The organism is Rhizobium sp. 2YAF20, assembly GCF_052114685.1.
Lineage (GTDB): Bacteria > Pseudomonadota > Alphaproteobacteria > Rhizobiales > Rhizobiaceae > Rhizobium.
This window is the reverse complement of record NZ_JBFRFF010000016.1, coordinates 1-14,343: the sequence shown is the minus strand read 5'-3', so window position 1 is coordinate 14,343 and position 14,343 is coordinate 1. Positions and strand designations below refer to the sequence as shown.

The following is a 14,343-nucleotide window of genomic DNA, read 5'->3' as shown; positions in this document are numbered from 1 at the left end:
TATCTCACTCGCAGGCACCTAAGGAAGATATCATGAAGCAAATTTCGAACTTGCAACCCTACCTCCTGAGCCTTCTCCGCATTGCACTTGGTCTGGTGATATTTTCATTTGGGTTGGCGAAGGTTTTCCACTTTCATCCCGGCCCATTCACGCCACCGATGGGTTCACTCGCATGGGTAGCCGGCGTTATCGAATTGATACTGGGTTTCTTGTTTCTGATAGGGTTTCAAACTCGAGTTGTAGCTTTCATTCTCAGTGGAGAGATGGCAGTTGCATATTTCGTCGCCCATTTCTCCAAAAGCTTTTTTCCCACCGAAAATGGGGGTTACGCGGCCGCCGTATATTGCTTCGTGTTCCTCTACTTTGTGACATCGGGCGCTGGATTGATAAGCGTAGACGCCAAGCTACGAACCACCGCATCTTTGCGAAATGACCGGGACGTCCAATGACGAAGCTTTCGATTCTCGACCTTGTACGCGTCACCCGTGACACAGACGCTCGGATCGCCATGGACAACGCGAGGGCACTCGCTCAGCATGCTGAGAAGCTTGGTTTCCAGCGCTTTTGGGTTGCAGAGCATCACAACATGGCGGGCATTGCGAGCGCGGCAACCGCGATCGTCATCGGCCATATCGCTGCAGGTACGTCAACAATCCGCGTTGGTGCGGGCGGCATCATGCTCCCCAACCACGCTCCTTATGTGATTGCCGAACAATTCGGCACATTGGCAAGGCTCTTTCCGGATCGCATTGACCTTGGCGTTGGAAGAGCACCTGGAACCGATCAGTTGACTCTCCGAGCCCTCCGGCGGGCGCCGGATTCCTCTGACAACTTTCCACAAGACGTTCTCGAACTGCAAGCATTTCTTGCCCCTGCAGGTCCCGATCAGCGTATCCGAGCGATCCCGGCGGCAGGTACAGAAGTGCCGCTCTGGATACTGGGCTCCAGTAACTTCGGCGCAATGCTTGCGGCACAACTCGGCCTGCCTTACGCGTTCGCGTCGCATTTTGCACCCGAATACCTGTTGACCGCTCTTGAAATCTACAGGGCACGGTTTGAGCCGTCTGAGCAGCTGAGCAAACCCTACACTGCGGTGGGAGTGAACATTATTGCAGCCTCCACCGATGACGAAGCAAGACGTCTGGCCACTACACAGCAGATGTCCTTTACTGGCATCTTTAGAGGTATTCGCGACGTGAGCCAGCCACCAATCGATGACATAGAGAGCTACTGGACGTCGACCGAAAAAGCCCAGGTAAAAAGGATGCTCGCGAGATCGATCATCGGCAGCAAGGAAACGGTGAGAAAGGGATTGGCGGGTCTCATCGCGGAGACCCAGGCTGATGAACTGGTGATTGTCACCGATATCTACAATCATCCAGAGCGCCTTCGGTCGCTCGATATCACCGCCGACGCCCTTTCCGGATAAGTATGTTGCACAAGGCGGTCCACGCCATGCGCGCATTTCACCACGCACATGATCGACAAATGACCGCCACGCTCAGTGTCATCGTCAACGGGCATAAACTGATTACGGTCACGGATGTTTACGACCATGATGCCCGTTTGCGCTCGCTGGAGCTTACTGCAGCCTGCATTTAGCGCGCCAACCACTCCAAGCGGCGCACCGAAATCAGAGCGCCTCTTGGTGTGAAGCTAATGGCCTTTCAATGGACAACGCTCCTCCCAAGCCGAGTTATATAAGCTGACCATAGTTCTGCAGCACAAGACCCACAGCACCCAAAGCGGTGTCGCGATTGTTGCTGAAAGCGCCTGGGATGATGCGCGTGATCGAACCCTCCTCAACTTCATATGGCTTTATGTGGGCGTAGCGTGCGAAGCTCGCTCGCAAAGCATCGATAAGAATTTCGCCTGCGGCGATCTGACGACCGCCGAGCACCACGAGCGGTGGGTTTATCACAGCGCAAGCGTTCGCAAGCGCTCGGCCAGCCACTACGGCGACATCCTCTATCAGGCGCTTGCAACCGATGTCTCCGTCCAGCGCAAGGAAGGCTATCTTCTCAAACGACACCTCAGGTCCAAATCGACTCTTCGCGGGTCCGATGACGGCGTCCCAGCCAGCATACATCTCGACGCAACCACGGTTACCACATCGACATAGCGGCCCCTCAGCATCGTGAACCATGTGGCCCACTTCACCAGCACCTCCTGCTACCCCGCGCAAGACATGACCGTTGACAACCACGGCGCCGCCAACCCCGACATCAAGCTTGAAATACAGGAAGTCGCTCTCGCCCTTTGCTGCCCCCCAAGTCATTTCGGCGATAGCAGCGCAGTTCGACTCGTTGTCGGCAAAAACCTGCGTTCGAAGCGCCGTTTCAAAGAGTGTGCGGATCTCGACCCCTGCCCACACCGGGACCATGCTCGACCGAAGAACACGACCGGAATTGAAATCGACGGGTCCAGGAACGGCGATACCGACACCGAGTAACCGGTCGCGATCAAGATTTGTGTCACGGTAGGCTTGGTCGATCAGCTCTTTCACGACACCAATGCCTCTCTCGACTCCGTAGTCTCGCGGCATGTCAACGGTTTTTTGCGATATCAGAGCATGAGAGAGATCTCCGATCGTAAGTTCAATCGTGTCCGGTCCAAGCAGCACGCCTGCACACGTCCCCTTCGCGGGATTGAGCGCGAGAATCGTGCCCGGACGTCCACGCTTGGCAGCCTGATCTACAGGCTGCGCCATTTCCACGACCATGTCGATGCCACGCAGTTGCTCGACAGCCCGTGCGACGGTGGACTTGGAGAGGCCGGTCAGCCTTGAGATTTCCGCCGCACGGAGCCCTGACTGTTGTCCGAGCAGCTGGAGAATGCGCGTCTCTGCCTGCGTAGCATCAGAAAGGTCGAAAATATTATTTATTCCCGTTTGATCCATATTTTATACCACGTTCGCGATTGACAGAACTAATATGTCCCGAATAGAACTAATTCAGCTTGGAGGAGCATGCACGAAAGCCGACGTGAGGAAAAGCCTCATCGAGGGGGAATGGAGGAAATAATGACGAAGACGCGCCTCGCAATGTTGGCCGCACTAGCCACCGTATCTTTCGCTCATCCAGTTTGGGCGGACTCTGAAAATCCGAACATTATCGTTGTTTCAGGCCCCTTGTTCGATCCTTTCTTCAGCGCACTGAAGAAAGGCGCCGACGACGCCGCCTCGAACCTCAATATCCACTATCAATACTCAACGGTCCAAGATGCTAACAATCTACAAGCGGACTTTGCCCGCTTGCTGGATCAAGCCGCCGCAACTCAGCCTGACGCCATGGTCGTTGGAAATTATTTCCCGGATGCCATGAGCCCGGTCATCAAACGCGCTGCAGAAGCAGGCATCAATGTGATCATCCAAGATGGTGGCTATTCCACCTGGAAGGATACTGGAGCATTCACTTACGTGGGCTACGATCCCGACTCCCTTGGCGTCGAGTCTGGTCAGATTCAAGTAAAAGCGGGCGTCAAGAACGGTCTGTGCGTGAACCACGTGCCCGGCAATCCGTCCCTGGAAGCTCTTTGCAATGCTTATGTGAAGGCCGTGAAAGACGCTGGCGGCACCGGCAAGGTTTTGACCATCGCGGTTCAGGACGCTCAAAACCCGCAAGCCAACCTGCAAGCCATGAAAGGTGCGCTCGAAGCTGATCCGTCGATCGACGGGATTATGACTTTGGGCGCTACGCAGACGACGCTTGCAGTTCAGGCGAGCGACGAAACGGGTCACGAGCAAGGGAAGATCAAGATCGGAGGGAGCGGCCTATCCACCGCTGTGCTCGAAGGCATCCGTGACGGAAAAGTCCAGTTTGGCGTGGATCTGCAGGCTTATCTCGATGGGTACTACAGCATTCTTCTCGCCTACCAGAAGGTAAAGTACAACCTGGCTCCCGTCCAACCCATGTATGCGGGTCCTCGATTTGTCTATCAGAAAGATGCCGAGAAAATCCTCTTGGTCAACGAGAAATACGTGGGTATTCGTGGCACCAACTAGCCACCCTCCCGGCAGGCCCGGCGACTAGCTCGCCGGGCCTTGCTCCTCATCTTGATAACCACCACATTTCAACGGAGTTTCACGGCATGGGATCGCAATCTTCCGTGTTAGGGACGAAGCGCGCGACTGACCGGAGCGTCAGGTCCCCCTTCAAACGCCTGATCATGCGTCCCGAGGCAGGTGCCTTCGTGGCGGTAGTTGTAGTCTACGTTTTCTTCGCAATAGTCACGGCGAACACGCGCTTCATGTCGTTTAACGGGTCGGCGGCATGGCTCAACACAGCAGCTGAACTGGGTATCATCGCAATCGCGGTCGGTTTGCTGATGATCGCAGGAGAACTCGATCTGTCGATTGGTTCCGTCTTGGGCGCCAGCTCTATCCTCCTTGCAATCGGATGCAATCTCTACGGCATCAACATTTGGGTCATGATCGCGATAACGCTGTGCTTCGGCGCGACCGTCGGGCTTATCAACGGCATTGTCGCCGATCGGACGGGCCTACCCTCATTTATTGTCACGCTGGCGACAAACTTCGGCGTCGCCGGCGCGGCTCTCGGACTTTCCCGGCTGTTTACAAACACCACATCGATATCGATGAAATCATCGCCCAGCACGGACTTCGTGTTTGCGGCGCGATGGGGACAAGCCAACATCTCCATCCTTTGGTGGATATTGCTGACCGTCGCCGTCTTCCTGATGCTTACACGCACGCGCTTCGGCAACTGGATATTCGCAACCGGTGGCAACCTCAACGCTGCCCGTGGTGCAGGCGTCCCGACGTCCCGCGTGAAAATCATTCTGTTCATGGGATCTGCACTCTCAGCCTCTCTGGTCGGCGTAATTCAGACCATTGAATTTCATTCCGGAAACGCTGCCAACGGGCAAGGATATGTCTTCCAAGCTCCCATCGTCGCCGTCATTGGCGGTGTTCTGCTGACTGGAGGCTACGGATCGGCGATAGGGATCACCTTAGGCGCTGCGCTTTACAGCATCATCAGCGTAGGCATCTTCTATACAGGCTGGAGCACCGACTGGGTTCAGTTCTTCCTTGGAGTGCTTCTGCTGTCCGCAGTGCTCGCCAACAGCTACTTCCGCAAGCTCGCATTGACGTCGCGTTGAGGAGATACGATCCATGAGCCCCTTGATTGAACTCCGTTCCATCTCCAAGCGGTTTGGCGGTATCGAAGCGCTGATTGACGTTTCTATTGAAGTCCAACCAGGCGAGGTCCTGTGCCTCCTCGGGGACAACGGGGCTGGAAAGTCCACGCTGATCAAGGTCCTGTCCGGCTTTTATCAACCAACGAGTGGCGACGTGTATGTCGGTGGGGAAGCAACGCGTTTCTCCGGCCCGCGAGAGGCCCGCTCCAAAGGCATCGCGACCGTCCACCAAGATGTTGGCAGTATTCCGCTGATGTCAGTCGGGCGAAACTTCTTTCTTGGCGCCGAACCGATCAAAGGTTGGGGGCCTTTCAAGATCTTCGACGTTGAGAAGGCGAACAACATTGCCGTTGAAGAAATCCGTAGCTTCGGCATCACGCGTGTCACCAGTGGAGACCAATTGGTCGGAACCTTGTCAGGTGGGGAGCGTCAAGTTCTGGCAATTGCCCGGGCGATGTATTTCGGCGCCAAGGTCCTGATCCTCGACGAACCGACGTCTGCTTTGGGCGTTAAGGAGGCCGCCAAGGTTCTCGGCATGGTCAAGCTTGCCCGTAAACGTGGGGTCGGCATCGTGTTCATCACACATAACGCCAGACACGCAATGCTCGTCGGCGACAGCTTCGTAGTGGTGGCACATGGCGCCGTACTTGCGAAATTTCGCCGGGGAGAAAAGACCCGAGACGAAGTTCTCAACCTTATGGCTGGTGGGGACACAACGGCCGCCATTGAAGCTGACCTTGCCCGTTTCGAAGAAGATGCAGACTGATTCCCAACGGCTAACCGATTAAAGTGAAAATCAAAATTGCTGATCTGCGGCGCCAGACGCGTACCGATCGGAGCGGAGAAGAATGATGGCTGAAAAAGACGGCACAGATCTTGAATGGTTCAAAGGAATGGCCCGTTTGCGTCAATTTCCTTTTCCGGAGGTAGGACCGTATGTCTCGCCGGGGCAGCCTGAGCCCGACGGAACCGTTAGTCTTGGCTGGGACCAGAACAAGAGTTTCCCCGCGTACCGTGTCACGGAGCCCGACGGCAGCTCGGTACTCGTCCCTTTCACGCCGATGGCTCAGTTTGCGCCCGAAGGCTATTCGGGTGATTTCGTAATCGAAGAATTTTCTGACAAGAGGATAAAGGAGCGATACGCCGCCGCGAAAGACGATCCGCAAGTCGAAGCCGAGCTTTCTGCAATGCGCAAGAGTTTCGTGGTGCCTCACGAGTTCCGCGTCACAGGAACACTCGATTCGCGCGGGCTGATTGACGCAAAGGGATCGGTCGATCTCAAAGACATCAGGCGGCCGGCGTTCTTCGGTCAGGCGCCGTGGAATGAACCAGTGGCGGCGGCGGAAAGGGTCACGACCACCGTCGAGGTCGAGGTGCCCCGCGAGCCCTACGAAACCATTCACATGGGCTTGACGAGCTCGGTTCGAATTCGTGGTTGGCACTTGGCTGGAGACGGTGTGGACGACGGCAAAGGAGGTCGCAAGCGCATCCTAATTGTGGTGGTCGCCGGACGTTCAATTGAGACGACCGCCATAGACCATCCCGACGACGTTCCTTGTTATTGGGATGAGGCGGCTGGCGCGTGGATTCAGGCTGCCTATCCAGGTGGAAATGGATCGGAACAATGGGGCACGGCGAGCTGGCGCAACAACTACATCTACCGCTTCAACCAGGCGGGCTTCGATGTTCTCACGCTGGATAAAAGAGGCCACGGAATTTCCGGCGGCGACAACGACAGCAATACGAACGAGCAGGCTGAGGATATCTTCCGGCTTCTGACCGCGATGGAGACTGGAGAGGGGCTGCGTTTGCTCACTCCGGAGGGCAACGAACTGGCAGGTGCAGCTGCCGCTGGTAAGCTTCTCGCTGGCTACAGTTCCGCTCGGGAATTGCCGGTCTTCGTTTCAGGAGCCTCGCAGGGTTGCATGGTAACGTTATGGGCCATGCATAAGAACTTCACTGGTTCCTGTGACTTTGAGCGGCCAAATCCTGAGCCGAAAGGACCTTACGGTTATAATATTCTCGGGGCGTTGCTCATGGCTCCGTTTCCCGGAGGACTTGGCTATCGCGCTCCCAACGATTCCTATGTTGAGGCATCTCGCAGGCTTGAACAGAACCTTCAGTTGTTTGCGACCAGCGAGGTACTTGCGTCATTGCCAAACTGGCCGTCCCTTATGATCGCGAGAGGGCTCTGGGACTTTTCCGAAAGCCTTGAAGGTTCGTTCGAAGCCTACAAGCGAGCGACCGGACCGAAGGCCATTCTCGCGGTTCGTGGGCCGCATGGCGAAAACGAATGGGGGCAGGAAAACATCGACTATATGACTGCCAACATGATCCGCTTCGCACGGCTTGTGGGCACCAATCAGGAACTGACCGGTTTTCCGGAGCCGAAAAACATTCGCGACATCGTTGAAGCTGCGCCGCCCTACTGGGCACCCTACTCTCTTCAGATGGATAGCGTGTGAGAGACTGCAAGACTGCTTCGTGCATGCTGCTCGCAATGGCGCCGGATGCCGTGCGCAAGCGGCCGACATGCTTCCGTCGGCCGCTTCTCTTTCCAAGAATGATCACCCAGTCCTAGCTATGCAGCGAACTGGTTCATCGTGTTGTGCTCACGGGCAGCCTTCAGCGCGACGTCTCGAGCGAAATATTCCTTGTGGTCATCGCCAAGAGCCGAACCTGCATCGGCTGCATAGTGATTGCGGCGGCCGGGTTCCAATGCGAATCCGCACGCTACGCGTGCCCATTGCGGTCCAGCAGCGCGGTCTGGGTTCGAAATTGCTTTGGCGTGCAGTTCGCTTCGCGTTTGAAAAACTTGCTGAAATGCGCGGCATCCTGGAAACCCAGCCGTCCCGCGATAACGCCGATCGGCAAATCTGTGTGAGCCAGCAAACGCTTCGCTTCGAGATTGATGCGTTTCGAAATGAGAGCTTTTGCGGTCATGCCCACGGCCGATAAGGTCGCTCGCGTCAGGCTTTTTTCAGTGCATCCGAGATGTTTGGAATAGTCGCTGAGACGGCTCCATTCTGCGAAGCGCTGTTCCAGAAGATCCCGGAAGCGATCGAACCGTTGGGATGCACCGGTATGTCGTGGGCCCATCGCTCCTTGTTTTTTGTGGGCGATACTTAACCAAGTGAGCAATGCGTAGAGTTGGAATTGCAACAGCGCGTGTACGTCGGCGGTAAGGTGAACCGGCTCGTGTCCGAGGCTACGGAGAGAGCCGTCTGTTTCCGGCGAGCTCGCAATCAAGGAATCCTCATGCATTCTGAGGACGCTATCTGATGCTCGCCGCAACTCTTGGTCGTTCAACTGCAATAGAGCCGGCAAGTGTTCCGGGGCCAGTGCCACGGGCGCGTTGCGAAGAAGCGCGGTGGGCAAAAGGATCTGGGGCTTGAACAAAACGATCCAACCTTCCCAGTCTTCGGATCTGCCAAAGTTGTGCGCTTGGCCGGGCCGCAGGATCAGCATTGTGCCGGCCGAGCATAACACCCGCTCGAAGTCGATGATCTGAACGCACTCGCCCCGGGTAATGAGGATCAACATATAGAACTCATAACTGTACGTCAGTTGCATGGCGTCAGCTCCCGTTCGGCGCTTCAGGTCGGAAACATCGAAGACCTCTACATCGTAAGGGTAGGGCCGAGAAGGTTGATAGGTAAGGCGCTCGATATCCACGTTCCTAGGACCCGACTGGAGCATTGCATGAATTTCCGACATTGATCGATGTAGGCGAAGCGGCCACATCGTATCACAGGCGGCGACTTTTCAGACAGCCGGTCAAAGTGCGTCCGGTGACAAGCAAAAAAAGCTTGAGCGACGACGCGTCTTCGGACAAGTGTGGCCACGAGCGTCCCGCCGGAAATGACGACGCCAACCTCGCTCGGGCAGGAGCTTGGCCCCATGACGAGTTCCGCGGGATCACAAGCCCGTCGGCCTCAGTTCTTGGGAGACTTCAAGGCGACCCTATAGGCGATGTCTGCCCATGAGTGCAGCTTTTTTTCGTCCTCAAGGATATGGGCGGGCACTTCGAGGTAGGATTTAAGCGCCCGGTCCTCGCCCTCGCTCTGGTAGTCGAGCGGATGCGAGCCTTCGGCTTCGTATTGTCCGCGCGACGCGTCGTCGACCTTGAGGTACAACGCGTTCTTCCAGATCATCGCAAAGACATGTTCATCTCTGTAGAGGGCGATGGCCCCAAACAGCGGCCGCGTCGTGACCGGCGCCCAATCCGAAAGAATATCGACATAATGTGCAGCGAGCTGTTTGGCCTGCTCGTTTTGTTTTGACATGTTATCGCCTTGGTTGAGGTTGAAACGGGCCGGCCTTAGTCAAGGACGACTACGTGTTTGCCGGGCGTGGCGCCGCTCTCGAGATTGGCGTGTGCCTCCCCGACATTTTCAAGGCCATGATAAACCTTCGCTATCGCGACCTTCAGCCGCCCATCTGAAATGGCGCGCAGTTGTCTATCGAAGGCATCTGCGGGAAGGTCGCCGGCATTTCCGCCATAGGCGGTGAGCCGCGTCCCGAAGGGAATGAAGCCGAGAGGGCTGAAATCGGCGATTATCCAGTCATCGGAAAGAGCGCCGGTAAAACACACAACACCCTGGGTTCGGGTCGCCCGAAGCGTGTCCCGCAGCGTTTTGCCGCCCACAAGTTCGAGGGCCGCATCGACCCCATTCGGGAAAAGGTTACGAACGGTCGGAGAAATCTGACCGTCATCAACTAGCGGATGATCGACGCCGTAGTCGCGTAGCAGTTCCAGCCGCTCTGGCCGGCGGGTGGTGGAGAGCACCACGGCACCCATCTGCTTGGCCAGCGTCGCCGCAGAGAGCCCGACGGTCGAGGTTCCGCCACGGATCAGCACGGATTGGCCGGGCCGAAGATCGATCCCTTTGGTTAGCGACCCGTAGGCTGTTTGGAACATTTCGGGCAGCGCGCCAACGACGTCCCACGGCAGCTCCGTCTCGAAGGGGATTACTTGTCGCGCGGGCACGATGAAGTACTCGGCATAAGAACCATCAAAGGATCGCCCCATGCCCCCCATCATGGTTGCGACCTTTTGACCCTTCTGAAATGGCGTGCCATCGGCTGCCGCGTCGATCACTCCGACGCATTCGATGCCCAGAATGCGCGGCATGGTGAAATCGGGGCTGGACAGCCCCTTTCGGCTCGTAACCTCCGTCTCGTTGACCCCGAATGCCTTGACGCGGATACGCACCCAGTCAGGCGGAGGCTGAGGTATCGGGAGGTCCTTGAGAACGAGGCGTTCGACGCCTCCAGGTTCGGACAGCAGGACTGCACGCATTGTCTTAGTCATATTAGGTTGTACCCCAGGGGAGTTGGCCCAAAACCCGCCAGTGTTCGCCGGCCACCGCCAGCCTTGGATTGCGAGCCAAGCGTCGGGCGCCGCAGTGAACTTGGCGCTGAACGATAGCACCAAGCAGACTCCATGAGAGTAGGCGGGAAGCGGCGCCTGGAGAAGGTCGGCATCGGACGAAGTTTGGTATATTTCGGACAAACGTCCGCACAATTCTGGGTCGCCCCTGAAGTTTTCGTTAAGGATGGCGTTCAGGTCCGCTCGACCCCTTCGAAGGTGCGCAGGACTTCGACGGCATGGGCGGTTGCGTCGTATGGCATTTTACCTATGCCGTGCGCCGTTGGCTCTTCCGTGACCACAGGCCACAATTTGGCGTGGTTGCCGGTGGCAAAGTCGAGGAGCGCGTCGCGAACGAGGGTGTCGCGGATAGCTTGCTCGTCGCTGCGGCCTGGTTTTTCCTGCCCGACGATGCCATACATTTCGGTACCATGAACGGCCGGGGCACCTTCGACGGGTCCGACGGCGAGCCGATAGGCCTTCCCGCCGACTGCGGCATGGGCCAGCGTTGCGCGCGTGGCCGGCAGCGTGAAGAAGTAATCAGTGAAGATGGCTGCTCGGGTTTCCGCCGGTGTGCGTCCCTCGACGGCATAAGCGTCGACAATGCGCTGCGCATGGCTGCGCGGTATACGAGAATGTGTGGCCAGTTCGTTGACGACGTGATCCGTGGTGCGGGGGTCGAACGTCTCCAACGTGTTGATGACCCACCAGTCAGCCTCGTTAGTTGCCGTGCTGAGGAGAATGTCGATGTCGCGGTGGCGCCCCGACTCGAGGGCTCGCAGCGGTGTGTCGCGAAGGATAGCTCCCGGTTGGTAGCGGTCGTTGACGACGCCGATAGTGGTGTTGTCGATGCCGTGCCGCTCGCCGATATCGCGAGGACTGATGGCGACAAGTGTCTCCGCAAGGAGTGAAGCGTCAAGCTTGAACAGTTTCTTCGGGTCGTCCTGGATGCCGAGTTGGGTAAGCAATCGCGAGGCAAGTTCTTCGGCCCACCAGGCCGGGACGATCCGAGAGGCGCCCCCCGAGAATGCGGCAAGGCGATGGTAGAGCCCGTCGGCAGTTGGTGCGCCGAGTAGCGCCATGGTGAGATAGGCGCCGGCGCTATGGCCGACGACAGTGACATTGGACGGATCGCCGCCGAATCGGGTGATATTCTCCTTGACCCAGTGCAGCGCCGTGATGATGTCCTGCAGGCCCAGATTGCTCGCCTCGCCGAGAGCGCCGCCATATTGAGAGAGTGAGAGGAAGCCGAAAGGTCCGAGCCGGTAGTTAAGCGAGATCCCGACAACGCGCCCGGTGGCGGCGAGCCCAGAGACATTCGACGTCGGCTGGGTGTTGGCGCCGCGTTCAAATCCGCCTCCGTAGAGATAGATAACAACAGGCAGAGGATGCTCAGCGGTGCTTTGGGGGGCCCAGACGTTGAGGTTAAGGCAATCCTCGCTAGTGCCGTTGTCGGCCTCGAGCCAGCCGGCGTCGCCGGCCTGGAAGGGCGCGGGGCCTTTCTCGTCATACGGAAGATCGGGGTCGAACGGGAGAAGGGCGGGACGCAGGAAGCGGTCGGCGGTGGCGAACGGAACGCCAAGCCAGGAACGCACAGCGGAGTGGGCGATGTTAGTCATGTCAGGATCTTTCTGTTCGAGGGCATCAGCCGACCGACAAAGGACTCGTCTCGAACGGGATCACTGCCGTCCGTTCGGTATCGCGAGGAACCTCTACAGCAGTAGGCGGAGGTTGGTGAAGACCAGCATCGGACGAACTTTGGTACATTTTGGACATGCGGCGACAATGTCCGCTTCCGGGAGGGCGGGAACACAAGATAAGTGGTCGGAATAAGGGCGCGAAGCGCGCCATTGAGTGCATCGACCGCAATGCGCGCAAAGGGCCGACAGCGATCGAGATTTTAAGGCTCTTGTGGGAGCGGTACCTAGGACCCTTCTCGAAGACTGGTGTCGTTTTGCACTTCTGTGGTTGCCGCCCGTTTGGCAAGAAGTTTCTGACCTTCTTTGACGTGTGATCGAGTGCGGTCTTCTGTCAGGCCTTTCGTTGCGGCTTGCAAAGGCCGCCGGCCGGTATGCGGCAAGGCTCCGAAAAAGAAGAAGCCTGCCGCGGGGCGACGCTTCGTCAGCCGAAGGAGGAGGATTCTCGACCTCTGAGGATATCACGAGGCTCTAACCATAGCGCTGCTTCAGCGTTATCAAACACCTTGATTTTGGGAATGGGTGCGGTCATATGTTGGGTATGGCAAAGCAGGCGACGCAGAGAGTATCAAGCAAAAGCGACAAGACGTCTTCAGGCGCTTACAAAAGTGCAGGAACGCTTTCTGATGGCGTTGTTATTCTCACCCCGAAAACCAAACCTACGCATTTTACCTCCCGTGAGATTAAGACGACGATCGAAAAGGTAAGGCGCGACGCTTCAACCGGCCATTTTCTTGACGCCACGGACACCAAGAAATAAATGGTAGGCGAAAATCGGGACGTTTTCGTCAATTGCCCCTTTGACGCGGAATATCGTCAGTTTTTCTACGCAATTGTCTTCACTGTCATTCGGTCGGGTTATGTTGCCCGCTGCGCACTTGAGACGGACAATGCGGCCGATAATCGGTTTGATAAGATCTGCCGGATAGTCGGAGAGTGCCGTTATGGCATACACGATATCTCGCGCACCGAAGTTGACGGCAACCCTCCTCTGCCGCGGTTCAACATGCCCCTGGAACTTGGGGTTTTCCTGGGTGCAAAGAAGTACGGGGGGGCAAAGCACCGCAACAAATCATGCATTATCTTCGATCGAGAACAGTATCGATTTCAGCGCTTCATATCGGATATCGCTGGCCAGGACATTCATTCGCACTTAAGTGACATTGACCGCTTGATCGTAGAACTCGCCACCTGGCTAAGAGCGCAGAGCGGTGATGTCCATGTACCGGGTGGCGTAGCGCTTAGCGCAGAGTTTGCCGCTTTCAATCTAACGCTTCCAGCAATTTACGCCGCGCGGCAATTGGACCCGGCCGAAGTGACGTTCGGTGACTTCAGCGCTGTTGTCGTCCAGTACCTCACGGCTTGATGCAATCTCAGCTGTCATCGCTACGATCCGAGGCGACGTGGAATTCCTCCCTTTGGGGACGCTGCAGGTCACCCAGACACAACAACAATCCAACTCACTTCTACACGACGTGCAACCCTGACCGTTGAACGATGCACCAACGCAACGCCGTCGGACGACCAAAGCACGCATGCGTCTTTGATTGGATTCGAAACGTAGCTACTGCCTCCTCAGACTAGCGTCCGCAATTCAAATGATACGATGGCGTCGGCGGAGAAAAACGTGAGCCGAGTAACGGCCGGCACCGTGGCGACGCTATAACCAAGCCCACCCATACCGCTCAATAGCGACCATAGGCGGCCAACGCGCGGAAACGTCAGAGAGATTGCAGAGACCCTGCTCGCCTGGGTGTTCCCGTTCAAACGTCCGGTGCGGCTCTTAGGGGTCACCCTTTCGTCGCTCAGCACCGCAGAAAGCGGGCAAGAACCGCAGCTCGATCTGGGACTTTGATGCAGCCGGGCCTGAAAACGAAAAAGCCTGCCGCGGGAGGAGGTGCGGCAGGCTTTCCGAAAAGAACCGAACAACGGCTGGGAGGAGGAGTGCCGCTGTTCCGACAGACGTCCCTCGGGAGGAGGAGTGGGCCGTCTGAAATCGAAGCTCTGCGGGAGGAGGTGCATCGCTTCGATGAAGACCAGAATACCCATTCCTTCCGCACATTAAATAGACTTTGCTGCAGTGCAGCTATGCGAAAAGCGCATGGCGCATGGCAT

General features: G+C 57.1%; 13 protein-coding genes and 1 pseudogene. 8 read left to right on the top strand and 6 right to left on the bottom strand.

Annotated features, from left to right (window positions below):
* The first annotated feature begins 29 nt into the window (after positions 1 to 29).
* Positions 30 to 449, top strand: coding sequence for a DoxX family protein (locus AB4Z52_RS18590; protein WP_442219497.1), 420 nt, complete (start codon positions 30 to 32; stop codon positions 447 to 449).
* Positions 446 to 1,429 (top strand): LLM class flavin-dependent oxidoreductase, encoded by a 984-nt coding sequence (locus AB4Z52_RS18585; protein WP_442219398.1) that lies wholly within the window; start codon positions 446 to 448, stop codon positions 1,427 to 1,429. The genes AB4Z52_RS18590 and AB4Z52_RS18585 overlap by 4 nt, the downstream gene beginning before the upstream one ends.
* Positions 1,430 to 1,696: 267 nt before the next feature.
* Here AB4Z52_RS18585 and AB4Z52_RS18580 read toward each other — a convergent pair whose 3' ends face one another.
* A complete protein-coding gene (locus tag AB4Z52_RS18580; RefSeq protein WP_442219397.1) occupies positions 1,697 to 2,899 on the bottom strand; it encodes an ROK family protein in 1,203 nt (400 codons plus the stop codon).
* A gap of 123 nt (positions 2,900 to 3,022) precedes the next feature.
* Here AB4Z52_RS18580 and AB4Z52_RS18575 point away from each other — a divergent pair, with 123 nt between their 5' ends.
* From AB4Z52_RS18575 to AB4Z52_RS18560, 4 genes are all read left to right on the top strand, one after another.
* Positions 3,023 to 4,003, top strand: coding sequence for a sugar ABC transporter substrate-binding protein (locus AB4Z52_RS18575; protein WP_442219396.1), 981 nt, complete (start codon positions 3,023 to 3,025; stop codon positions 4,001 to 4,003).
* An 86-nt stretch (positions 4,004 to 4,089) separates the two neighbouring features.
* Positions 4,090 to 5,121, top strand: a complete 1,032-nt coding sequence (locus AB4Z52_RS18570) for an ABC transporter permease (protein WP_442219395.1) — start codon at positions 4,090 to 4,092, stop codon at positions 5,119 to 5,121.
* Positions 5,122 to 5,134: 13 nt separating this feature from the next.
* On the top strand, positions 5,135 to 5,926 hold the full coding sequence (locus tag AB4Z52_RS18565; RefSeq protein WP_442219394.1) for an ATP-binding cassette domain-containing protein: 792 nt from the start codon (positions 5,135 to 5,137) through the stop codon (positions 5,924 to 5,926).
* 85 nt (positions 5,927 to 6,011) lie between these two features.
* The gene (locus AB4Z52_RS18560) at positions 6,012 to 7,625 is read left to right on the top strand and encodes a hypothetical protein (protein ID WP_442219393.1); all 1,614 of its coding nucleotides are present in this window, start codon (positions 6,012 to 6,014) and stop codon (positions 7,623 to 7,625) included.
* Positions 7,626 to 7,741: 116 nt separating this feature from the next.
* On the opposite strand, the gene AB4Z52_RS18555 is transcribed toward AB4Z52_RS18560, so the two are convergent.
* From AB4Z52_RS18555 to AB4Z52_RS18535, 5 genes are all read right to left on the bottom strand, one after another.
* On the bottom strand, positions 7,742 to 7,879 hold the full coding sequence (locus AB4Z52_RS18555) for a hypothetical protein (RefSeq protein ID WP_442219501.1): 138 nt from the start codon (positions 7,877 to 7,879) through the stop codon (positions 7,742 to 7,744).
* Between the two features lie 14 nt (positions 7,880 to 7,893).
* The gene (locus AB4Z52_RS18550; RefSeq protein WP_442219392.1) at positions 7,894 to 8,835 is read right to left on the bottom strand and encodes an AraC family transcriptional regulator; all 942 of its coding nucleotides are present in this window, start codon (positions 8,833 to 8,835) and stop codon (positions 7,894 to 7,896) included.
* A 260-nt stretch (positions 8,836 to 9,095) separates the two neighbouring features.
* Entirely contained in the window at positions 9,096 to 9,446 is a 351-nt protein-coding gene (locus AB4Z52_RS18545; RefSeq protein WP_442219391.1) for a TfoX/Sxy family protein, read from the bottom strand.
* Between the two features lie 35 nt (positions 9,447 to 9,481).
* Positions 9,482 to 10,474, bottom strand: a complete 993-nt coding sequence (locus AB4Z52_RS18540) for a zinc-binding dehydrogenase (RefSeq protein WP_442219390.1) — start codon at positions 10,472 to 10,474, stop codon at positions 9,482 to 9,484.
* Between the two features lie 251 nt (positions 10,475 to 10,725).
* Positions 10,726 to 12,150: a carboxylesterase family protein gene (locus tag AB4Z52_RS18535; protein ID WP_442219389.1), complete on the bottom strand. Its 1,425-nt coding sequence runs from the start codon at positions 12,148 to 12,150 to the stop codon at positions 10,726 to 10,728.
* 838 nt (positions 12,151 to 12,988) lie between these two features.
* Here AB4Z52_RS18535 and AB4Z52_RS18530 point away from each other — a divergent pair.
* Positions 12,989 to 13,594: a hypothetical protein gene (locus AB4Z52_RS18530; RefSeq protein ID WP_442219388.1), complete on the top strand. Its 606-nt coding sequence runs from the start codon at positions 12,989 to 12,991 to the stop codon at positions 13,592 to 13,594.
* A 354-nt stretch (positions 13,595 to 13,948) separates the two neighbouring features.
* Positions 13,949 to 14,083, top strand: a pseudogene (locus AB4Z52_RS18525) (DinB/UmuC family translesion DNA polymerase); the annotation flags it as partial.
* Positions 14,084 to 14,343: the final 260 nt, after the last annotated feature.